This is a genomic window from Brevundimonas sp. TWP2-3-4b1, assembly GCF_049897665.1.
Lineage (GTDB): Bacteria > Pseudomonadota > Alphaproteobacteria > Caulobacterales > Caulobacteraceae > Brevundimonas > Brevundimonas subvibrioides_B.
The window spans coordinates 1-21,264 of the sequence record NZ_JAFCWQ010000014.1 but is presented as its reverse complement, the minus strand read 5'-3'; the positions used below and the strand labels follow the sequence as shown (position 1 = coordinate 21,264).

20 protein-coding genes are annotated in these 21,264 nt (G+C 68.4%); 12 read left to right on the top strand and 8 right to left on the bottom strand.

The genetic code is table 11. The features are described 5' to 3' along the window. Positions 1 to 72 precede the first annotated feature (72 nt). Complete coding sequence (locus tag ACP7A5_RS11505) at positions 73 to 570, top strand: sterol desaturase family protein (RefSeq protein WP_426042048.1); 498 nt, start codon at positions 73 to 75, stop codon at positions 568 to 570. Next, positions 567 to 1,283 (top strand): fatty acid desaturase, encoded by a 717-nt coding sequence (locus ACP7A5_RS11500; protein ID WP_426042047.1) that lies wholly within the window; start codon positions 567 to 569, stop codon positions 1,281 to 1,283. The genes ACP7A5_RS11505 and ACP7A5_RS11500 overlap by 4 nt, the downstream gene beginning before the upstream one ends. On the opposite strand, the gene ACP7A5_RS11495 is transcribed toward ACP7A5_RS11500, so the two are convergent. The 4 genes from ACP7A5_RS11495 to ACP7A5_RS11480 form a co-directional block, all read right to left on the bottom strand. After that, complete coding sequence (locus ACP7A5_RS11495; RefSeq protein ID WP_426042046.1) at positions 1,280 to 2,218, bottom strand: phytoene/squalene synthase family protein; 939 nt, start codon at positions 2,216 to 2,218, stop codon at positions 1,280 to 1,282. The two genes, ACP7A5_RS11500 and ACP7A5_RS11495, sit on opposite strands and share 4 nt — an antisense overlap. Next, the gene (locus ACP7A5_RS11490; protein ID WP_426042045.1) at positions 2,215 to 3,717 is read right to left on the bottom strand and encodes a phytoene desaturase; all 1,503 of its coding nucleotides are present in this window, start codon (positions 3,715 to 3,717) and stop codon (positions 2,215 to 2,217) included. The genes ACP7A5_RS11495 and ACP7A5_RS11490 overlap by 4 nt, the downstream gene beginning before the upstream one ends. After that, positions 3,714 to 4,880 carry a lycopene beta-cyclase CrtY gene (gene crtY / locus ACP7A5_RS11485; RefSeq protein ID WP_426042044.1) on the bottom strand — a complete coding sequence of 389 codons (1,167 nt, stop codon included), beginning with the start codon at positions 4,878 to 4,880 and terminating at the stop codon, positions 3,714 to 3,716. Before crtY ends, ACP7A5_RS11490 begins: the two co-directional genes overlap by 4 nt. A gap of 180 nt (positions 4,881 to 5,060) precedes the next feature. Then, positions 5,061 to 6,932, bottom strand: a complete 1,872-nt coding sequence (locus ACP7A5_RS11480) for a PPC domain-containing protein (RefSeq protein ID WP_426042043.1) — start codon at positions 6,930 to 6,932, stop codon at positions 5,061 to 5,063. A gap of 97 nt (positions 6,933 to 7,029) precedes the next feature. Here ACP7A5_RS11480 and ACP7A5_RS11475 point away from each other — a divergent pair, with 97 nt between their 5' ends. From ACP7A5_RS11475 to ACP7A5_RS11455, 5 genes are all read left to right on the top strand, one after another. Beyond that, entirely contained in the window at positions 7,030 to 7,953 is a 924-nt protein-coding gene (locus tag ACP7A5_RS11475) for a bifunctional methylenetetrahydrofolate dehydrogenase/methenyltetrahydrofolate cyclohydrolase (protein ID WP_426042042.1), read from the top strand. A 68-nt stretch (positions 7,954 to 8,021) separates the two neighbouring features. Continuing rightward, on the top strand, positions 8,022 to 8,699 hold the full coding sequence (locus ACP7A5_RS11470) for a LemA family protein (RefSeq protein WP_426042041.1): 678 nt from the start codon (positions 8,022 to 8,024) through the stop codon (positions 8,697 to 8,699). Continuing rightward, on the top strand, positions 8,696 to 9,520 hold the full coding sequence (locus ACP7A5_RS11465; protein WP_426042040.1) for a TPM domain-containing protein: 825 nt from the start codon (positions 8,696 to 8,698) through the stop codon (positions 9,518 to 9,520). The genes ACP7A5_RS11470 and ACP7A5_RS11465 overlap by 4 nt, the downstream gene beginning before the upstream one ends. Continuing rightward, on the top strand, positions 9,520 to 10,206 hold the full coding sequence (locus ACP7A5_RS11460; RefSeq protein ID WP_426042039.1) for a TPM domain-containing protein: 687 nt from the start codon (positions 9,520 to 9,522) through the stop codon (positions 10,204 to 10,206). Before ACP7A5_RS11465 ends, ACP7A5_RS11460 begins: the two co-directional genes overlap by 1 nt. A 51-nt stretch (positions 10,207 to 10,257) precedes the next feature. Beyond that, positions 10,258 to 10,995: an endonuclease/exonuclease/phosphatase family protein gene (locus ACP7A5_RS11455; protein WP_426042038.1), complete on the top strand. Its 738-nt coding sequence runs from the start codon at positions 10,258 to 10,260 to the stop codon at positions 10,993 to 10,995. Here ACP7A5_RS11455 and ACP7A5_RS11450 read toward each other — a convergent pair. Continuing rightward, positions 10,980 to 12,443: a phospholipase D-like domain-containing protein gene (locus ACP7A5_RS11450; protein ID WP_426042037.1), complete on the bottom strand. Its 1,464-nt coding sequence runs from the start codon at positions 12,441 to 12,443 to the stop codon at positions 10,980 to 10,982. The two genes, ACP7A5_RS11455 and ACP7A5_RS11450, sit on opposite strands and share 16 nt — an antisense overlap. Before the next feature lie 167 nt (positions 12,444 to 12,610). Here ACP7A5_RS11450 and ACP7A5_RS11445 point away from each other — a divergent pair, with 167 nt between their 5' ends. From ACP7A5_RS11445 to ACP7A5_RS11435, 3 genes are all read left to right on the top strand, one after another. Next, positions 12,611 to 12,793, top strand: a complete 183-nt coding sequence (locus ACP7A5_RS11445) for a hypothetical protein (RefSeq protein WP_426042036.1) — start codon at positions 12,611 to 12,613, stop codon at positions 12,791 to 12,793. 148 nt (positions 12,794 to 12,941) lie between these two features. Continuing rightward, positions 12,942 to 15,509: a tipN gene (locus tag ACP7A5_RS11440; RefSeq protein ID WP_426042035.1), complete on the top strand. Its 2,568-nt coding sequence runs from the start codon at positions 12,942 to 12,944 to the stop codon at positions 15,507 to 15,509. 115 nt (positions 15,510 to 15,624) lie between these two features. Then, positions 15,625 to 16,221 (top strand): hypothetical protein, encoded by a 597-nt coding sequence (locus tag ACP7A5_RS11435; protein ID WP_426042034.1) that lies wholly within the window; start codon positions 15,625 to 15,627, stop codon positions 16,219 to 16,221. Here the strand turns inward: ACP7A5_RS11435 and ACP7A5_RS11430 are convergent. Then, entirely contained in the window at positions 16,218 to 17,375 is a 1,158-nt protein-coding gene (locus ACP7A5_RS11430) for an MFS transporter (RefSeq protein WP_426042033.1), read from the bottom strand. The two genes, ACP7A5_RS11435 and ACP7A5_RS11430, sit on opposite strands and share 4 nt — an antisense overlap. 49 nt (positions 17,376 to 17,424) lie before the next feature. Between ACP7A5_RS11430 and ACP7A5_RS11425 the strand changes: the two genes are divergently transcribed. Both ACP7A5_RS11425 and pip read left to right on the top strand, forming a co-directional pair. Beyond that, a complete protein-coding gene (locus tag ACP7A5_RS11425) occupies positions 17,425 to 17,793 on the top strand; it encodes a DUF423 domain-containing protein (RefSeq protein ID WP_426042032.1) in 369 nt (122 codons plus the stop codon). Between the two features lie 28 nt (positions 17,794 to 17,821). Continuing rightward, positions 17,822 to 18,796 carry a prolyl aminopeptidase gene (gene pip, locus ACP7A5_RS11420; protein ID WP_426042031.1) on the top strand — a complete coding sequence of 325 codons (975 nt, stop codon included), beginning with the start codon at positions 17,822 to 17,824 and terminating at the stop codon, positions 18,794 to 18,796. A gap of 162 nt (positions 18,797 to 18,958) precedes the next feature. On the opposite strand, the gene rodA is transcribed toward pip, so the two are convergent. Together rodA and ACP7A5_RS11410 are read right to left on the bottom strand one after the other, a co-directional pair. Next, complete coding sequence (rodA, locus tag ACP7A5_RS11415) at positions 18,959 to 20,116, bottom strand: rod shape-determining protein RodA (RefSeq protein WP_426042030.1); 1,158 nt, start codon at positions 20,114 to 20,116, stop codon at positions 18,959 to 18,961. Further along, positions 20,113 to 21,264: penicillin-binding transpeptidase domain-containing protein (locus tag ACP7A5_RS11410; RefSeq protein ID WP_426042029.1), on the bottom strand; the 1,152-nt coding region annotated here is incomplete at its 5' end. The genes rodA and ACP7A5_RS11410, both read right to left, overlap by 4 nt.

The following is a 21,264-nucleotide window of genomic DNA, read 5'->3' as shown; positions in this document are numbered from 1 at the left end:
CTCAACCGATCAGGCTCCAGCGGCACGAGGCCACGGTTGGAACAGCGCCCGCGCAGGCGTAGTCTTACGCCTATGCTCCCCATGTGGTTCACCCTGCTGACCCTGGCCGTCTTCTTCCTGATGGAGGGCGTGGCCTGGTGGACGCATCGCTACGTCATGCACGGTCCGCTGGGGTGGGGCTGGCACCGTGATCACCACGAGCCGCACCACAAGACCTTCGAGAAGAACGATCTCTATGGCGTCGTCGGCGCCGTCGTCGGGACGAGCCTGTTCGTCATCGCCTGGCTGACCGGCCTTTGGTGGGTCCGGGCCATCGCCCTGGGGGTGACCCTGTACGGCGCCGTCTACGCCTTCGTTCACGACGGTCTGGTGCACCAGCGCTGGCCGTTCCACTGGATGCCGAGGAACGGCTACGCCCGCCGTCTGGTCCAGGCGCACAAGCTGCATCACGCCGTCCAGACCCGCGAGGGCGCCGTCTCGTTCGGCTTTGTCTTCGCCCTCGACCCTCACCGCCTTAGCGCCATCCTCAAGGCCCGCCGCGCCGCACGCGCCGCCCAGGCCACGGAGTGACCGCCGCTCGCCAGACCGTGATCGGACTGTCCCTCGCCGCTCTGATCGTCGGCGGCTGGCTGACGCTGCACATCTGGGGCGTCTTCTTCCAGCCGCTGACCTGGCCGGTCGTCGCCGTAGCGCCGCTGATCATCCTGACCCAGAGCTGGCTCGGCGCGGGCATGTTCATCGTCGCCCACGACGCCATGCACGGCTCGCTGGCGCCCGGCCGTCCGCGCCTGAACGCGGTCGTGGGCCAGTTCTGTGTCGGCGCCTATGCCGCCTTCTCGTACCGCAAGCTGAACGGTAGCCATCACCAGCACCATCGGACGCCGGGCCAGGCCGAGGACCCCGACTTCCATGCCGCCCGGCCCGAGGCTTTCGGCCCGTGGTTCTACGGCTTCTTCACCCGCTATTTCGGCTGGCGCGAGTTCGCCGTCGTGACCGCGGTGCTGGTCGCCTATCTGCTGATCGGCGCCCGTGTCGCCAACCTGATCCTGTTCTGGGCGCTCCCGGCGATCCTCAGCGCGATACAGTTGTTCTTCTTCGGCACCTGGTTGCCGCACAGGCATGACCCGACCGCCGAACCGTTCGCCGACCGCCACAATGCGCGGACCATCCCGATGCCCTGGATCGCGTCACTGCTGACCAGTTTCCACTTCGGTCTGCACCACGAGCACCACCTGTCCCCGACAACGCCGTGGTGGCGGCTACCGGAGCTGCGGCGGCGCTAGACCCGCGTCCACAATGCCGGTCTGGGCGGCGGCGCCTTGCCGCGATCGAGCGTCTGGGTCCAGACGGCGATCAGGGCTCCGCGTCCGAACAGCCACAGCTTCATCGCCTTGCCGACCGAGACCCGCCTGACCCAAACGCCCGGCCCGCGTCGGATGACCTTGCGGCCGATTTCGCGATAGACGCCGCGCGCCGCTGCGATCGCCATGGACGAGCGAAACGGCAGCCCGCGCAGCCCGTCCCGCGCACTGTCGTAATAGGGCTCGGCCACAGCGAGCAGCCGCCGGGTCACCGCATGGACGACGGGTCGGTTCGCCGGGTCCGCCACGGCCTCCGCCGTCGGCTCCAGCCCGGCCTCCACCAGCCAGTCTGACGGCAGATAGACCCGCCCGTCCTCCGCATCCTCGATCACATCGCGCGAGATATTGGTCAACTGGAAGGCCAGACCCAGATCCTGCGCCCGACGCAGGACCTCGGGGTCGGTCACCCCCATGACCCGCGCCATCATCACCCCGACGACCCCGGCGACGTGCCAGCAGTAGGCCATGACATCGTCCAGCGTCTGGTACTGCCGATGCTCCACGTCCATGGCGAAGCCGTCGATCAGATCCATCGCCCAGCGCTCCGGCAGACGGTGGCGGATGGCGACGCGCTGGAAGGCGGCAAAGGTCGGGTCAGGCATGGGTTCGCCGGTCATGGCGCGCCGGGTCATGTCGTAGAGGCGGGCCAGACGTCGCTGCTGCTCCTCGACCGACAATTCCTCGTGGCCGAAGCCGTGGTCCTGTCCGTCGATCTCGTCGTCACAGGCCCGACACCAGGCGTAAAGCAACCACGCGTCCTCGCGCACGGCCGGCTCGAACAGCCGCGAGGCGGAGCGGAAGCTCCTGGACCCCTTGGTGATCGAGGCCTTGGAGGCGGCGAGGACGGCGTCGGTCATTGGCTCTGCGCGGCCTGTTCCAGCATCAGCCCCGCCGTGGCCTTGGCCGAGCCGACCACGCCGGGGATGCCCGCCCCGGGATGGGTGCCGGCCCCGACAACATACAGGTTCGAGATGACATCGTCGCGATTGTGCGGCCGGAACCAGGCGCTCTGCGTCAGAATGGGCTCCAGCGAGAAGGCCGAGCCGAGGTGGGCGTTGAGGTCTTCCTTGAAATCGGCAGGCGTCCAGATGCGCGTCGTCACCAGATCGCGGCGCAGGTTCGGGATGTACCGTTCCTCCAGGTAGTCGATGATCTTCTCGCGATACTCAGGCCCCCTGGTCTCCCAATCGATGTCGGCGGCGCCGAGGTGCGGGACGGGCGACAGGACGTAGTGGCTGCTCATCCCTTCGGGCGCCATCGACGGGTCAGTGGCGCAGGGCGCGTGCAGATAGAGGGAAAAGTCCTCGGGCAGGGTCGGGCCGGAGAAGATTTCCGAGATCAGTTCGCGATAGCGCGGACCGAAGCAGATCGTGTGATGCGCCAGCTGCGGCTGGGGCTTTGACGTGCCGAAGTGCAGCACGAACAGCGACATCGAGAACCGCTTGGATTTCAGCGATTTCGCCTTCGCCTTTCCGCGCGGGGTCCGGCCCAGAAGCTTGTCGTAGGTGTGGACGACGTCGGCGTTCGACGCGACCATGTCGGCAAGGATCGTCTCGCCGGTGTCGAGGGTCACGCCGGTCGCCCGGTTGCCTTCGGTCTCGATGCGCTCGACGGAGGTGTTCAGGCGGACGGTCCCGCCCAGATCCTCGAACCCCTTCACCAGCCCGGCGATCAGGGCCCCGGTGCCGCCGCGCGCGAACCAGACGCCACCGCGCCGCTCCAGCGCGTGGATCAGGGCATAGACGGAGCTGGTCTTGAACGGATCGCCGCCGACCAGCAGCGTATGGAAGCTGAAGGCCTGCTGCAGATGCGGGTCCTCGATGTAGCGGGCGACCATGGCATGGACGCTGTTCCAGCTTTCCAGCCGGGCCAGCTCCGGCGCCGCCTTGATCATCGACCAGAAGGACTGGAACGGCACGGCGCCCAGTTTGAGGTATCCCTCCTGGTACAGCGCCTCGGAATAGGCGTGGAACTTGTTGTAGCCCTCGACATCGGCCGGGTTGAAGGCCGCGATCTGGCGCTCCATCGCGGCCTGGTCGTCGTTGTAATCGAACGACGCCCCGTCCTCCCAGCACAGCCGATAGAAGGGATCGACCGGCAGAAGTTCGGCATAGTCGGACAATGACCGGCCCGTGCCTTCGAACAGGTCGGTCAGACAGTCGGGGTCGGTGATGACCGTGGGACCGGCGTCGAAGGTGAAGCCCTGTTCCTTCCAGACGTAGGCGCGGCCGCCGGGCTTGTCGCGCTTCTCGATCAGGGTTGTCTGCACGCCCGCGCGCTGGAGGCGGATGGCCAGGGCGATGCCTCCGAAGCCGGCGCCGATCACTACCGCGCGCCTGGCCGTCACGTCTCTCATGCCGCTTTTCCTCGCCCGGATTCCCGGAGTTGCCTCAGCGCCCGACCGACGGGCACGGGGGGTTTTCCTGCCAGGATGCGGACCTTGTCCAGCGCCGTACTGGCGCCTGCGTAGAAACGCCTCACCAGGGGTTCCGGCAAGCCGTAGAAGCGTCGCAGCACCTTCCACCGTTCCCTTGGCTCCGCCGCCCGGAACAGCATTCGATCGAGCAGCCGATAATAGGCGCGCCTGGCCCACAGCGATTTCGAATATCCCTCAATCAGTGTCCGCAGAGCGGCCGATGACAGGTCGTCGGCCGCGGCCACCAGTCGCGCTACGGCGACCGCATCCGGCAGGGAGTATCCCGTTGTCGGGTGGAACAGCGCTCCGGCCAGGCCCGCGCGCGCCACCGGCGGTCCCTCGGCCCAGAAGGCGTCGATGTCGCCGTCCAGCGCGATGGGCAGGACGCCCTCCTCCTCGCCGACCACGGCCTCGACGGTCCAGCCACGCGAGCGGATGTAAGCGTCGATTCGCCGGTTCAGCAGGGCCCGGTCCAGCATCGGCCCATCGACATAATAGGTGTCCTCGACCAGCACGGTCCGCTCATCGAACGGCAGAAGATAGACGAACCGGTAGGCGTCGCCCTGACCCACCGTGGCGTCCATGATCGTCGGACGCGTCAGGCCGTGCGGCTGGGACAGCCGTACCGTCCGGCCGACGAACAGCTGCCAGCCCAGGTCCAGATGCGGCGTCGGCGCGGGGCCCCGCGCGTCGATCACCCCGGTCGCCCGCAGCACCCGCCCGTCCGACAAGGTCACACCGTCCGGTTGGACCTCGACCGCCCCGCCCTTGATCAGGCGGTCACCCAGCAGCGGCGCGACGATCGCGTGCAGTCGATCCGACGTCAGGCTGTTGTACGGCGTCTGCAGAACCCGGCTCAGCCCCGGAAAAAAGACCTCATATCCGTCCGGCCAGCGGTGCGGCGTCGCGGGCTCCAGCCAGGCGCGATCACTGGCCGGGATGTCGCCATCGAAGAAGGACCAGGTGTGCTCGCCACCCAGCCGCCCGTCCCGTTCGACCACCGCGACGCGCAAGTCCGGCCGGTCGAGCGCCAGTCGCCAGGCGATCAGGCTGGAGGCCAGACCGCCGCCGACGAGGATCAGATCATGCTCGAGCGCAGCCATGTCCGGTCCTTAAACGAAAGAGGCCCCGACGCGAACGCATCGAGGCCTCCCTGAAAATGCAGTCTCTGCGTAATCCGCAGAAATCTGCGTCGCCATCGTCACCGAAATCGCCGGCTGGCAGCTGGCTTTGCGTAGTCGAAATCGCCGCCAACTCACCGATTGGCGGCGAACGGCAATCGACTACTCCTTGGGTTCGATCGTCAGCGCGTAGGCGCCCGACTGGCCCGAGGAGAAGCTGCGGGCGCGGATGACGTAATCGCCCTCTTCCTCGATCGCCCAATCGACCTTGGCATGCGTGTCCGACAGGCTGTCGTCGTCCGAGACCACCGAAGTGAAGACGCCGGCCTCATCCTCGCGGCCGATATCGATGAATGCGTCGAACTCGTTGGAAACCATGGTCAAACGCAGCTTGTCGCCGGCCTTCACCGAGATCTTGTAGGCATCGTAGAAGCTGCCGTCCTCGGCCAGGGCGTCGTCCTCGCCCAGCGTGCCGCGCGCCGTGGCGCCGACCAGAATGCTGCCCGGAAGGGGCTGCGGACCGCGATCCAGCAGTTCCAGCGAATACAGGCCGTCGGCGTCCGCATAGAGCGGCGAGGCGCGGACGATGAACTCCCCGTCGGACGGCAGGATGTAGTTCAGGCGCGAGTCCGTGCCTTCGCCCAGACCGTCGTCGTCCGAGGCCATGGCGTAGAAGTCGCCCTCGGGGCTGCCGACCTGAAGGTAGGTGTCGAAGTCGCCTGAGCGCATGATCAGCTGGATGCGGTTTCCGGCCGTTCCACTGAAGGTATAGGCGTCGAAACCACGGCTCTCGTCGTCGCGTGGATCTTCGGCGAGGATCTCGCGCTGCACCGTCGCGCCCCACGACAAGGCGACCGGCGCCGGCAGCGGCGGCGCCTCCTCGAACGTGAGGGTGTAGGCGCCCTCGCCTTCACCGGTGAAGGCGCGGGCCTCGATCGTGTACTGGCCGTCAGACGGGATGGTGTAGGTCAGGCGGGAGTTGGTGCCCTCGCCCGCGCCATCGTCGTCCGAATCCAGCGCATAACGACCGCCGGCATCGTCGGAATTCTCCGAGAACAGCTCGAGATAGGTGTCGAACGCGTCCGAGTTCATGGTCGCGACGATCCGCTGGCCCGTCGTTCCGGTGAAGGCGTAGGCGTCGGCGCGCGTGCCGAAGGCGTTGCCGCCGTCGCCGGCGGCCAGCGAAGCCTCGACCGTCTCGCCGACGGCGATCGGACGCGCCACCAGCGGCGGCGGGGCCTCGGCCAGGGCCAGTTCGTAGTCGCCGTCGGCCGAACCATCCAGGGGCGCGGCGCGGATCACGTACTCGCCGTTCGAGGGGGCGGTGAAGATCAGATAGGAGTTCAGGCCGCCGGCGCCGGAGTCGTCGTTCTGGGCCAGTTCCTCAAACGCACCGCCGCGGCCCATGCGGCCCACACGCACGATCGGATCGAAGTCATCGCTCTCGAGCGTGATGGCGAACCGCTCGCCCTGACGCGCCCGGAAGCTGTAGCCGTTGTAGGTGTACTCCCCGTACTGCCCGTCCTCTTCGCTCGGGCTGCGGTCGCTGATCGCGCCGTCGACGTCGTCGCCCAGTCGGATGGTGGTCGGGCGCGGCGCCCGGGGCGCGGGCCCGCGATCGGTCACCTGGATGGTGTAGTCGCCACCTTCCAGGCCGCCCAGGGTGCGGGCGCGGATGATGTAGGTTCCGTTGTCGGCCGAGAAGCGCAGGCGCGAGTTGGTGCCCTCGCCCAAGCCGTCGTCGTCCATGGCGATCGCCTCGCCCGGATCCGAGCCTTCATAGGCTTCCAGATAGGTGTCGAAGGCGTCCGACCGCATCGTGACTTCCAGTCGCTGGCCGTCGCGGGCCTGGATCGACCAGGTGTCGTAGAGGTACTGGCCGAGCTCCTCGCTATCGACCTTGGTGTCCTCTGCGGTCAGCTGACCGTTGACCGTCTGGCCGACGCGCAGCGGCGTGGCGTCCTGGGCCGCGGCCTGTCCGGCGGCGAACAGCGCGATCATACTGACGGTCATGATGAAGGTAGAGCGGCGCATCGGAAGTCCCCTGTTCTGTGGAGGCTACATAGACGCTGAACCGTGACGCCTGTAAATCGCCCGAACCTTATCGAATTCTGACGAAAGAGGGCCTCCCATGGCCGGACCTGACACGCGCGCGGCGATCATCGACGGCAAGGCCTTCGCCGCCGGTCTGGTGGAGCGGGTCGCCGCCGCCTCGGCGCGGCTGGAGGCGACCCACGGGCTCAAGCCGGGCCTGGCCGTGGTCATCGTCGGCGAGGATCCCGCCAGCCAGATCTACGTCCGTAACAAGGGCGAGACGACCGCCCGCGCCGGGATGCGCTCCGATACCTACCGCCTGGCTGACACGACCAGCCAGGCCGAACTGCTGGCCCTCGTCGGGACGCTGAACGCTGACGCCGGCATCCACGGCATCCTGGTCCAGCTGCCCCTGCCCGCGCGGATCGATTCCTCGGCGGTGCTGGGCGCGATCGACCCGGACAAGGATGTGGATGGGTTCCATGTCGTCAACGCCGGGCGACTGGCGGTCGGCCTGCCCGGCCTCGTGCCCTGCACCCCCCTGGGTTCGACCATGCTGCTGAAGCATCAGCTCGGCGACCTGTCGGGCCTGAACGCCGTCATCGTCGGGCGTTCGAACATCGTGGGCAAGCCGATGGCCCAGTTGCTGCTGGCCGAGAATTGCACCGTCACCATCGCCCACTCGCGCAGCCGCGACCTGCCGGCCCTTTGCCGCGCCGCCGACATCCTGGTCGCCGCAGTGGGCCGGCCGGAGATGATCCGGGGCGACTGGATCAAGCCGGGCGCGACCGTGATTGACGTCGGCATCAACCGCGTCCCCTCCGCCGACCCGGTCAAGGCGGCCGAGGGCAGGACACGGGTTGTCGGCGACGTCGCCTTTGCTGAGGCCGTCACGGTCGCCGGGGCGATCACGCCGGTCCCGGGCGGCGTCGGCCCGATGACCATCGCCTGCCTCCTGGCCAACACCTATAACGCCGCCTGCCGCGCGGCCGGGATCGAGCCGGAACGTCTGGACGCTTGAAGCGGCGTCACGAACCGCTGATAGTCCCGGGGTGACCTGCGGCGATCGGCCGTCGGATGGAGGGGTTCATGGCTCGCAGCGCATCTCGTCTCGTCGGTTCAGTCGCCATCCTTCTCGCCGCCCAGAGCGTGGCGGCTTGTGGCTACAACACCATCCCGACCAAGCAGGAGCGCGCCCAGGCGGCGTGGGCCGACGTCCAGAGCCAGTATCAGCGGCGCGCCGACCTGATTCCGAATCTCGTCGCCACCGTCCAGGGCTCAGCGATCCAGGAGCGCACGACCCTGACCCAGGTGATCGAGGCCCGCGCCCGGGCCACAGCGGTCCAGATTACGCCCGAAACTCTCAGCGATCCCGCCGCCTTCCAGGCCTTCCAGGCGGCGCAGGGCCAGTTGACCAGCGCCCTGTCGCGCCTGCTGGTAACGGTCGAGGCCTATCCTCAACTGCAGGCCAACCAGAACTTCCTCCAGCTCCAGTCGCAGCTCGAAGGCACCGAGAACCGCATCACCATCGCGCGGCGCGACTACAACGAGGCGGTTCGCGACTACAATACGAGTCTGCGCACCTTCCCGACCGTGATCTGGGCCAAGACCGCCTTCGCGGGTGAGGAGCCGATGCAGTTGTTCACCGCGACGACCGAGGCCCAGAGCGCGCCCCAGGTTCAGTTCAATCTCGACGGCCAGACACCGGTCGCGACCGGCGGCGCGGCCGCCGCCGTCGCCCCCGGTTCGACGCCGCCCGCCCGGTGAGCCCGATCAAGCCGGTTCGGCCGACACACTCTATTCTGGCCATCCTCATCGCTGGTCTGGCGGTTCTGTTCGCGCTCGTCCCGCACGCCTTCGCGGCCGACCCGACCTTCCCCGCCCTGTCCGGTCGTGTCGTCGATCAGGCCCAGCTGCTGACGCCCGACACAGAGGCTGCGATCACCGCCAAATTGACCCGGCTGGAGACGGACACGGGCGACCAGTTCGTCGTCGTGACCCTCGACAGCCTCCAGGACTATGAGATCGAGGACTACGGCTACCGCCTCGGGCGCGCCTGGGGCATCGGCAATGCGGAGAATGACAGCGGCGTGCTGCTGATCGTGGCGCCCAATGAACGCAAGGTCCGGCTGGAGGTCGGCTACGGCCTTGAGCCCGTTCTGACCGACGCCCTGTCCAACCAGATCATCCAGACCGACATCCTGCCGCCGTTCCGCGACGGCGGCTATGCCTTGGGCATCGAGGCCGGGGTAGACGCCGTCATCGGCCAGTTGCGCCTGGACCCCGCAGAGGCCGCCGCCCGCGCCGCCGAGGCCGCGCCCAGCGAGGCCGAAGCGCCGATCTTCCCAGGCATCGTCATAGCCCTGATTTTCATCTTTTTCTTCCTGAGCTTGCTGCGCGGAATCGGGCGGCGGGGACGCAAACGCGGCGCGCGGCGTAGCGGAATCGATCCGATCCTCGTGTGGGGGGCGGCGGAAATCCTGTCCAATGTCTCGCGGGGGTCTTCGGAAAGTTCGGGGGGCGGCTTCGGCGGGTTCTCCGGCGGCGGCGGCAGCTTCGGCGGCGGGGGGGCCTCGGGCGGATGGTGATGCGACTGAACTCCGGCGAACACGCGCGCGTCGCGAGCGCCATCGCGGCGGCGGAGGCGCGTACTTCCGGCGAAATCTTCTGCGTCCTGGCGGGACGGGTGTCGAGCTATCGCGATATCAGCCTGGCCTGGGCGGCGGCGGCGGCCCTGCTCCTGCCGCTGATGCTGATCCCGTTCGGGTTCGAGCCCGCCTGGTTCCCGCGTCTGGCCGACAACTGGGAAGCCGGGCATCTGTCGGCCCTGCATCTGACCATCGGTCGGGCCATCGGGGTCTATGCGGTGGTGCAGGCCGCTGTGTTCCTGGCGGTCTATGTCCTGTTGCGGATCCCCGTCCTGACCCGGCTGACAACCCCGCGCGGGGTGCGCCGCGACCGGACGCGCCAGGCGGCCATGCATCAGTTCCTCGCCCACGGCCTGCATGTCACCGAGCATCGCACGGGCGTGCTGATCTTCGCCGCCATGGCCGATCGACAGGTCGAGGTCATCGCCGACAAGGGCATCTATTCGCGTGTCGATCAGGCGATCTGGGCCGATGCTGTCCAGGTTCTGACCGAGGGGCTACGCGACCGACGCGCTGCCGAAGGCTTCGAACGGGCCATCGCCCTGGTGGGTGGCGTCCTGGCCGAACACTTCCCGCCGAGGCCGCGCAATCCGAACGAAGTCCCCGATCGACTGGTCGAAATCTGACGCTGCGCGCGGTCTCGCTTTTGGCGGGAAATTGGCCTAGCCGGTGCCGCCATGCGGCTAGTCACCTATAACGTCCATCGCTGTGTCGGGGTCGACAAGCGACTGGATGTCGAACGCATCGCCGGCGTCATCGCCGAGCTCGAACCCGACATCGTCTGCCTGCAGGAACTTGACGTCGGCCGCGCCCGGACCGGGGGGGTCGATCAGGCGCGCGCGATCGCCGGCCGCCTGTCGATGGCCGTCCGCTTCCATGCCGCCATGCGGGTCGAGGCCGAGGAATACGGCGACGCCATTCTGACGGGGCATCCGGAAACCCTGGTGCACGTCGGTGCCCTTCCTACCGTGCGCGGCGTGCCGGGACTGGAGCCGCGCGGCGCCCTGTGGGTGCGCGTCAACATTGAGGGCTTAGACATCAACGTCCTGACCACCCACCTTGGGCTGGTCCCGCGCGAGCAGCGGCTCCAGGCGGCGGCCCTCGTCGGCAAGGACTGGCTCGGCCATCCGGACTGCAAAGGCCCGACGCTGCTGGCCGGCGACTTCAACGCGACCTCGATCACCCGCCCCTATCAGACGCTGGCGCGGAACCATGCCGACTGTCAGCGCCAGCTGGGTCTGCGTCCGACCATCAAGACCTTCCCGTCCGGCTTCCCCGCGATCCGCATCGACCACGTCTTCGTCAGCCCGGAGATCAGAATCACCGGCGTCCACGCGCCCTTCTCGCCCCTGTCGCGGATGGCCTCGGACCATCTGCCCCTGGTGGTCGATTTCGAGATTCAGCCCGTCGGCTGAAGCCGCTGCGAGCGGTTGCGCCGCTTCCATGGCCGCCAGGCGTCCCGTGGCGAGGTCGGGTCCCCCAACTGGAACTCGGCGATCGTGCGCTGGATCATCGACGGCGGCGTCGCGCCCAATTGCGACATCCGGCTGCTGTCGAACTTCTGGATGGCCTCGCCAGTCGAGCCGCAGACGGCCTCGGCCGCCCCGAATTCGTCAGCGGTCACGCCGATGAAGTGACCGATAGTCCGATGCCGAAAATGCCGGATGGCCTCGCGGCCCGCCTCATCCTCCGGCGCGATGGCGATATCGCACTCGGTGTCGAAACCGAGCGACCGGTTGTTCAGATTGGTCGAGCCGATCCGCAGCAGGACGTCGTCCACCACGGTCACCTTGGCGTGGACGATGATCCGCTCGCCGTTCTTCGTATTGGGGCTGAAGGCGAAGAAGCGGTTGTGCCGGTCAGCGCTTTCCAGCCGGAACAGGACCTCGGCCCTTGCCGTGTCCATGGTCATGCTGTCGAACCAGCTCGGGCTGCGTCCCGTCGAGACCAGCACAATCTCCGGCCCGTCTGGTTCGCCCAGCCGCTCGGCCAGGGCGTTGGCGACGATCGGCGAGGTGAAATACTGGTTCTCCATATAGATCCGCTTCCGTGCGCCCCGGATGGCCTCGAGGTGCAGTCTCTCGTTCTCGCGGACCTCGTGACGACCGCCGAAGCCGGGCTCGGTCCGGGCGATCCCGACCGGCGTGTCGTGGAAGTCCACCGCCAGACCCTCGGGCCAGGGATCGCCATCGACCGTTTCCGGCACCGTCCGCTCCCAGGTCGCCTTGAACCAGCGCTCGCGCGCCAGATCGCCCAGAGCACGCGCCGCCGCTCCGTCCATGACGCACATGGTCTCGTGCCGCGGCGGCGAGATGATCCCCGATGGCTGGCAGCGTCTCGGATCATCGTCCGCATGGGCCTCGGAATCCCAGCGATCGACCGAGATGTCCCCGCCGCCGCAAAAGGCCACGGCGTCGTCGATGATGATCGCCTTCTGATGATGGCAGGCGCCGATGGGGCCCGGCGTATCCAGCCGGAACTCGACCATCCGTTTCCTGAACCAGGCCTGGGCCTTGTGCGGATAGAAGCCCTGCGATGCCGCGATCAGCAGCGGCGACTTCCAGATCAGCAGCCGGACGTCGAGTTCCGGCCGGGTCTTGACCATCATCCGCAGCAGATGGCCGATCTCGGCCTGTTTGTCGCCGGGCCGGGTCTCGGGGTCGAGCCGGGTCCGCGGGTCGAACTGCCAGCCCAGAATCACCACCGAACGCCGCGCCTTGGACAGAGCCGAGGCCAGGGCTTCGAAATAGGCGCCGTTCTCCATGAGGATCGACAGCCGGTCCGCCCGCTCGACCCGCCAGCAGGTCTCGCCGGGCGCCAACAGGGCGGCTGTGTCCAGCAACGGGCCTTGGGCGGCGTCCATATCGGTGTCCCTGCCGGCGTCGGTGATCGAGCGTCCGGCTCGGAGAGACGCCCGGACCCGTCTTCCGTTCCATGCCCGCGCCCCGCCGGTCAATGGCGCCGCCAGGCTGGATTGTCCGGTTCGCCGAAATCAGGCATAAGGACAGCCGGAATGGGGGAGTGCCGATCGTGCAGGCGTTGATCGAGTTGCTGGCCGGCTTCATCGCCCTGCTCGCCACGGCGGCCCTGGCTCAGTTCGGCGTGGACCTGAACGCCGCTCCCCGCCCTGATCGCGAAGTCCATCGCGTCAGCGATTGCCCCGAGGCGCCGACCAAGGCGCTCATAACGGCGCCACGCTCGAACGAGTGCTAGTCGCGCCGCCCGGCCGAAATCGGCCGGGTACAGACCCCTGATCCATTTTTTGACGCAACGGCGGGTCGATACCCACGCAAAATGGTCTAGGGTTGCGGCTGCGCATGACTCCTGCGTCACGCGCCAGCCCACCTGAGATCCGCGCCCCATGAAGTCCCGCTCCCGGCCGCCGTTGACCTTGTCCGACCCCGAACCGGCGCCCCTGGGCGACGCGACGGCCGAACTCGAGGACGCCGCCACTCCCGAACTCATCGCCAAGCCCCAGGCCGCCCCCGAACGTCCGATGTCGGAGCGTCGTCGCCGTCGCCTGCTGGAGCAGGAGCGGAGCGCCGCGGATCTCGAATTTCCCTCGCCCGCCGAGCCCGAACCCACAGCCGCTGTCGCGCCTCCGATCCGGTCCGAAGAGGCTGAACCGGCGATCGAACCCCTGGCCTTCTCGACCAGCGCCGGCACCCCGCCCGCCACCCAGGCTTCGCCTCCCGCGCCCACCGCAGCGGCGATTGCCTTGAGCCCCGCCGAGGTGCGGTCCGGCCCTTCCTATCTGATCGCCGGGATTGCCGCGGCCCTGTGGATGGGCGGCGTCGCGTCCTGGGCGGCCTATGAGGTCGGTTCCGGCGCGGTCTCGCCCGATCCCCTGCGCCTGGCCATCTACGCCCTGATCGCCCTCGCGCCCGCAGGCCTGGCCATCATGCTCGCCCATGCCGTTCGTCAGGGCGCCGGCCTGGCCTCCGAAACCCGGCGCGCCCGCGAACTGGCCGAGGCGCTCGTCGCGCCGACGGCGCTCGCGGCCCAGCAGACCGGACATGTCCTGTCGGCCCTGCGCAACGATATCGACCAGGCCGCCCTCGCCGCCGAACGGGCCCGCAACGACATGGCCCTGCTGCGTGAGGCTCTCTCGCTGGAGACCAGCCGCCTGAACGAGGCCGCCGAGGCCGCCGGTCGCACGGCGCGCCGCCTGACCGAGTCCCTCGGCCGCGAGCGCGACGAGATGACAGCCCTCGGCAGCCGCCTGGACGGACAGGCGTCGGGCGTGCTCGACGCGGTGGAGCGCCAGTCGCGCCTGATCGTCGATGCGTCTGATCTCGCCCAGACCCAGCTTCGCGAAGCCGAGGCCGCCCTCGCCGCCCGCGCCGCCGACCTCGCCGCCGCCGCCGGAGAGGCGCAGGATGCCGCCCGTATGGCCGCCGACGACCTGGCCCGCCAGACGTTGCGCCTCGAGAACGCCGGCACCGGCGTCGCCGAACAGATCCAGTCCGTCGAAGAGGGGCTGGGCCAGCAGCGCGCCGCCCTGGTCACCGCCGCCTACGCCCTGCGCACTGATCAGGAAGACTTCTCCGCCCAGGTCGAGAGCCAGCGCGCCCAGCTGACCGAACAGCTGTCTGCGGCCCGCACCGCCACCGGCGACCTCGGCGAAACCTCCACCAAGGCGTCCGAGGGGCTGCGCGACCTCGTCGAGGCTGCAACCGACCAGTTCCGCGCCCTGGTCGACCTGTCCCAGCGCGAGGCCGACGGCTTCGACGCCGCCACCAAACAGTCGCTGGACCGTTTCGAGGCCCTGGCCGCCGAGGCCCGCGACACCCTGATCGAGGAAACCCGCCGAACGCTCGCGGTGCTCAAGGCTACGGCCGAGGAAAGCCGGCAGGCCGCCGATGGAGCCACGGGCCAGGCCCAGATCCGCGCCGACCGGCTGGGCGAGGCTCTCTTCGACGCCGCCCAGAAGGCGGATGCCGCAGCCGACGCGCGCGTCGAGGGCGCTCGCAGGATCGTCGGCGAGACTGTCGATCTGGTGGACCAGGCCGGCGAGCGGGCCATCGAGAAACTGGAGTCCACCCTGTCCCGCATGACCCAGGCCCTGGCCGAGGTCGATGCCGCCATCGGCGATCTGGACGACCGCGCCTCCCGCCTGCCCGAGGAAGCCCGCGCCCGCGCCGAATCCGTCCGCATCACCGTCGAGGAAGGCCTGGCCGCCCTCGGCGCCGCGTCACGCAAGGCCGCCGAGGACACCGAGGCCCTGGACGCCGGCTTCCAGGAGCGGGTCCGACGCAACTACGACATGCTGACCGAGGCCGTCCGCCTGATGGGGGTCGTGTCCGGCGACGGCGGAGCCCCCCTGCGTCGGCGCGACATTCTGGCTGAACCCGCCGCGCCTGCGGGCGAACGGCCGCTCCGCCCGACTGCCACCGAGCCTGAACGCGAACGCGGCTTCGGCCTGCGCGGTCGCCTGAAGCTGGGGCCCGCCGCCGACGATCCGGGCGCGCGCGGCGCACCGCCGCCGAAGGATCGGCTCGACTGGAGCGACCTGGTCGATGACGGCCCGGGCGAGCCCCCGCTCGATCTCGACACCCCCGTCATGCCCGCCGACGAGGATGCCCTGACCGACCGGATCACCGCCGCCATTCGACGTATGGGCGTCGATCCGAACGCCCTCCTGCCCAGGTCGCGGGTCGAAGAGGCAGCGTCCGCCTTCGCCGGGCGCGATCCCGACCGGGCGCGCCAGATCGTCCGGCGCGTCGCCCCGGCCGCCGTCCGCAGCGTCTCTCGCCGGGTGATGAGCGATGCTGAGTTGCGCAGCGATGCCGAACGCTATGTCCGCGCCTTCGCGGGCCGGCTGAACGACGAGGCGCGAGGCGGTGCGGCAGCCGTGCTGTCCACGCTGGCCACCGACGCCGGCCGCGCCTTCATGCTGCTGGACGCGGCGGTCGGCGACCTCGCCTGAAACACGAATCGACCGGCCGAACCATCCCGATCGCCGCTTTTGGCTTGACGGGATCATCCGCTTGCGGACACCGTCCGGCCGCTGTCATGACGTTGTCACGCACCTAGCAGGGTCCATGCTCGACACCATCGCCGAGAACCAGCCCGACCGCAGGCCTGCGATCCTCGTATGCGTCTATGAGAGCGCTGATCCCCTCTGGACCGCCATCGATGAGGAAGCCGCCAGCTGGACGCCGCCCGGAACCCGCCTTCGTCCGGTCGGTCCCGATGATCCCGCCGCCCTCGCGGCCCTGATCACCGGTCATCTCGAGGATGCCGATTGCCGCGCCGTGCTACTGGTGGGACGGACGCGCAAAAGCAATGGCTTCCGCGTCCAGATGCGCGCCGAGAATCGCGCCCTCGAAGGCGGCAAGAAGATCTCGCAGACTGGCCCCGCCCTGGCTCGCGCCACCGCCCCCGCCGCGGAAATGGTCCGTGCGCTGGTCGACGCCGGCCTCGCCGCCGACGCGACCTCGGACAGCGAGGAGGACGCCGGCTCCTACCTGCTCTATCGCGTGCTGGCCGCCCTGCCCGACAATGCCGACGCCCCGTCGGTCGGACTGCTGCGGGTTCCGGCCTCGCTCAACGTTGATCAACTGCGTCTCGGCGTCCAGACGGCCGCCGCCGCCATGGCGCGACACCTGTCGCCCCTGCCTCGCGCCCGCGTCAACTAGACCGCCGCGACCCGGCGTAGCCGCCACTGCAGCAGAAGACCGATCGCGGCCAGTCCGGTCATGGCGAGATAGCCCAGCACGCCGATTCGATCGTACAGGGGCCCGGCGGCCAGGGTCGCCAATCCTAGCAGAATGCCGGCCGCCATAACGGAGTTCAGGGTCTGGGCCGCCGTGTGGCCACCTGGCGGCGCGAGCTTTTCGATGATCTGCACGCCCGCCAGATAGGTCGCCGCGAACGTCAGGGCATGCAACGCCTGCAGGGGCCACAGCATCCACAGCGGCGGGGAGAAGGCCAGGGCCGTCCAGCGGATCACGGCCGCCACGCCCCCCAGCGTCAGGATCACGCCCGGGCCGATCCCGCGCCGCTTCCGCCATGGCTCGATCCACCACATGAAGGCGATCTCGACCACGACGGACATCGCCCACAACAGGCCGGTCATGGTCTCGCTGATCCCCTGCGCCTTCCACGCAATAGCGGAGAAGCCGTAGTAGAAGCCGTGCGTCGCCTGCACCGTCCCGACGGCCAGGACGGCGGTCATGAAGACCGGATCGACGGCCAGCCGCGCCAGCCCGGCCAGCCGTTCACGACCGGCGATCCTGGGTCCCTCCGTCACCGGGTCGCTGGGCAGGAGGGTGGCGGCCGTCAGGGCGACGAGGGCCCCGGCGACGGCGATCCAGACGATGACCCAGTCCGCCGAGCCACGCGTCAGGATCGCGCCCATCAGAACATTGGCCGCGACGAAGGCGGCGGACCCGCAACCCCGGGGCCAGGCAAAATCGAAGCCGTGCCGCCGCGCGACCTGCAGCGACAGCACGTCACTGAGCGGGATCAATCCGGCCATCGCCGTCGCCGCGACGAACCAGAGGAACCCCTGCAGCCAGACCCCCTCGGTCAGGCCGGCGCCCGCGTAGCCCAGACCCAGGATCAGTCCCAGGATCGCGATGGGAGAGCGGCGCCGCCGGAATCCGTCCGCCCACACCGCGATGGCCGGTCCGGTGATCAGCCGGGCCAGCATGGGAGCCGCCAGCAGCACGCCGATCTCGGCTCCCGAGAATCCCTGCGCGCGGAACCACAATCCCGCGAAGGGCAGGCTCACGCCGTTGGCGCCGAAGAGCAACACATACTGCAGCGCCATGCGGCGAGACGGAGTCATCGCGCATCCGATAGCAGACGGCGACAGATCCGTGGGCTAGGTTCGGCCCATGAGTCTGAATCGTCACCTGGCCGTGTTCGCGGCGTTCAACGGCGCGATGGCGGTGGCTGTGGGGGCGTTCGCCGCCCACGGAGCGGGACCGCAGATCAAGTCCCTGTTGACCACCGGCGCCTCCTACCAGTTGGCTCACGCCCTGCTGGCGCTCATCTGCGCCGTCGCGCCGATCGGTCGGCTGGGGGCCGTGGCCGGGTGGCTGGGCTCTTTCGGCGGCTTGATCTTCTGCCTGGCCCTGGCCTTCCTCGGCCTGCTCAGCCTGCCCGCGCTCGGCGCCGTCGCTCCGATAGGCGGGGTTCTGATGATCGCCGGCTGGCTTGTACTTGCCTTCGCCGCGTTTCGGTCACAATCAGTAACCGCCTGACCCCCTACCTGAAAGCTCCGACCAACGAATGGCCTTCCCTGTGACCGAGACGCCCCGACGCGAGTTGTATCCCGAGCTCGAGCCCTTCGCGTCCGGCTGGATGCAGACCGACAGCGTCCACGAGATCTATTACGAGGAATGCGGCAATCCGCAGGGGCGGCCGGTCCTGGTGCTGCACGGCGGTCCCGGCGGGGCCATCAACGCCGGCATGCGCCGCTATTTCGACCCGGCCATCTATCGCATCGTCCTGTTCGATCAGCGCGGCTGCGGCGAGTCGCGGCCGAACGCGTCTCTCGACGACAACACCACCTGGACCCTGATCGACGACATCGAACGCCTGCGTGAACGCTGCGGCATCGACAAGTGGGCGGTCTTCGGCGGGTCCTGGGGTTCGACCCTTTCGATGGCCTATGCCATCACCCATCCAGAGCGGGTCGACGCCCTGATCCTGCGCGGCATATTCCTGCTGACGAAGAAGGAATTGCACTGGTTCTACCAGGACGGCGCCTCAATGATCTTCCCGGACGCCTGGGAGCGGTTCGTCGCCCCCATCCCCGAGGACGAGCGCCACGACCTGATGGGCGCCTACTACAAGCGCCTGACTGGCGACGACCGCGCCGAGCGCGAACGCTGCGCCATCGCCTGGTCCAGCTGGGAAGGCGAGACCGTCAGCGTCGAAGGCCCCGCGGCCCGCCCCGACAAGTTCGCCGAACCGGACTTCGCCGTCGCTTTCGCCCGCATCGAATGCTGGTATTTCGTCAACGGCGGCTTCTTCCCCGAGGAAGGCTGGCTGCTGAAAAACATCGGCCGAATCCGCCATATCCCGACCTGGATCGCCCAGGGCCGATTCGACGTGGTCACGCCGATCGCCAGCGCCTGGGCCCTGCATCGCGCCTTCCCCGAGGCGAAGCTGGACATCGTCCCCGACGCCGGTCACGCCTCGACCGAGCCCGGCATCATCGACAGCCTGGTGCGCGGCACGGACTGGGCCGCATCGCCTTAGGCGGAACCCGAGGCTGTCGCCGGGCGTAAGGCCCGGATGGCGGTGAAGCTGAAGGTTTTCACTTGGTCCGACGGGTTTCACGCCTTCACGGTGGCGGCTTCCTCACGCCCGAAGCCCTGATGTCGAAGCGGAAGACCGCGCGCACCGCTGCCGGCTGATCGATCAGATCAGGCCATTGCCCTTGGGGAGCTCCACATACCGGTGAACCCGGGTCGACAGCACAAGGCCAAAGCCGATCATCACGGTCATCATCGACGAGCCGCCGTAGGACAACAGCGGCATCGGCACCCCGACCACCGGCGCCAATCCCATCACCATCGCTCCGTTGACCAGGACGAAGAGGGCAAAAAACGCTGTCATCCCGGCCGACGAGATACGGCCGAAATGGCTGTGCGACAGCGACGAAATTCGCAGGGCAATCAGGATGATCGCCAGATAGCAGGCCAACAGAGTGAACGATCCGACGAAGCCGAATTCCTCCGACACGGTCGAGAAGATGAAGTCCGTCTGGCGCTCCGGCAGGAACTCCAGCTGGCTCTGGCTCCCCAGGCCATAGCCTCTTCCCAGCAGGCCGCCGGACCCGAGGGCGATCTTGGATTGAATGATGTTATAGCCGGTGCCCGAAGGATCGGATTCAGGACTCAGGAAAGTCAGAACCCGGTTGCGCTGGTACTCGTGCATGCCGAACATGACGAACGGCGGCACGATGGCGACGACGGCCGCAGCGCCCGCAGCGATGACCCGCCAACTCAGACCGGCGAGGAACATCACCGCGGCCCCCGTCAGGCCGATGACCATGGCAGAGCCCAGATCGGGCTGTTTGGCCACCAGGATGAACGGCAGGCCGATCATTCCAGCGGGAAACACAAGCTTCCACGACCAGCGCGCGTCCTGGGCAGAGTGACTGTGGTACCAGCGGGCCAACGCCAGAACGAGACCCAGCTTCATGAACTCCGCAGGCTGGATACGAATGAAGCCGAGGTTCAGCCAATTCTTGGCCCCGCCGGCTGTATAGCCCAGCGGGGTGAACTCGATCAGCAGCACCATGAGGATCAGCACGCCATACAAGGGGTAGGCCGCGCCGAACCACCATTTCGGGTGCACCAAAGCCAGTCCCAGCATCATCGTGAGCAGAGCGCCAAACCGGATCAGGTGCTTGGCCGCCCAGGGGTCCCAGTGCCCGCCAGCGATCGAATACAGCATGGCTGTGCCGATCCCGGCGATCACGCAAAGCAGGGTCGTCAATCGCCAGTCGATCTGGGTCAGTTTGACCGACAGTCGCTCGCGCTCGCCGGGACGGGTCAGGGCCGAGGATGTCATTGCGGACCCGAGAGATAGGGGCGCGGTCCGCTGGTCGGGCGAGGCGTCGCCGGAACGCTGGGCGCAGGCGGAGCGATAGCCGATTCAGGCGCGGCGCCGATCTCGCCCTCGTCAATCTGCGGGCCGGTGGCTTCCGGCGGCGGCGGCCGGGTGATGCGTTCGCGCATCTCCGGATCCTTCAGCAGCACGGTTCGCATGACCTCCCGGGCACGCGGGGCCCCGGCGGTGCCCCCGCCCCGGCCTCCGTGTTCGATGATGACCACCACGGCGTAGCGCGGCGCATCGACCGGCGCGAAGGCGATGAACAGGTTGTGGTCCTTCTGCGACCAGACGTTCGAGCGACGGCTGCCGGAACCATAGTTGCGCGTCTGGGCCGTGCCGGTCTTGCCGGCCATCTGGATGTCGCCGAGGCCGAGCTGGGACTGGCGATAGGCGGTGCCGGACCGATCGTTGGCCACGGCGATCATGCCGCCCCGGACGATGTCCAGATGCTCGACGCTGAACGGCAGGTCCGGGACCTCGGCGCCGCTGGGGCGGTCAACGCCGCCGACCGACTTGATCAGGCGCGGCTGGATCGCCTTGCGGCCGTTGGCCAGACGCGCGGTGTAGACGGCCAGCTGCAGGGCGTTGACCGTGACCGCCCCCTGGCCGATGGCGACCGAGGTGGTCTCGCCCGGATGCCAGACGGGGTCGCGCGGGAAGGTCCGGCGCTTCCACTCCGTGGAGGGCAGCAGTCCCTTGCGCTGGTTGTCGACGCCGATATCGAACTCGTGCTCGAAGCCCAGCTTCATCGCCGTGTCGCGGATCAGATCGACGCCCGCGCGATTGCACATGGTGTAGAAATAGATGTCGCAGGAGTTCTTGATCGCGTTGTGCATGTCTTGCGAGCCATGACGGCCCCAGCAACGCTGACCGGTACGAAAGACGCCGCTGCAGTTCACGCGGTCGGCAGGATCAACGCCCGCCGCCAGCAAGGCCAGGGCCGTCGCGGGCTTGAAGGTCGATCCGGGCGGGAAGGTGCCGTTGATCGTCTTGTCCAGCAGCGGCTTGCGTTCGTAGTCGGACAGCGCGCGATAGGTGCGGGTCGGAACACCCGAGACGAACAGGTTCGGGTCGAACGACGGCGCCGACATCATGCACAGGATGTC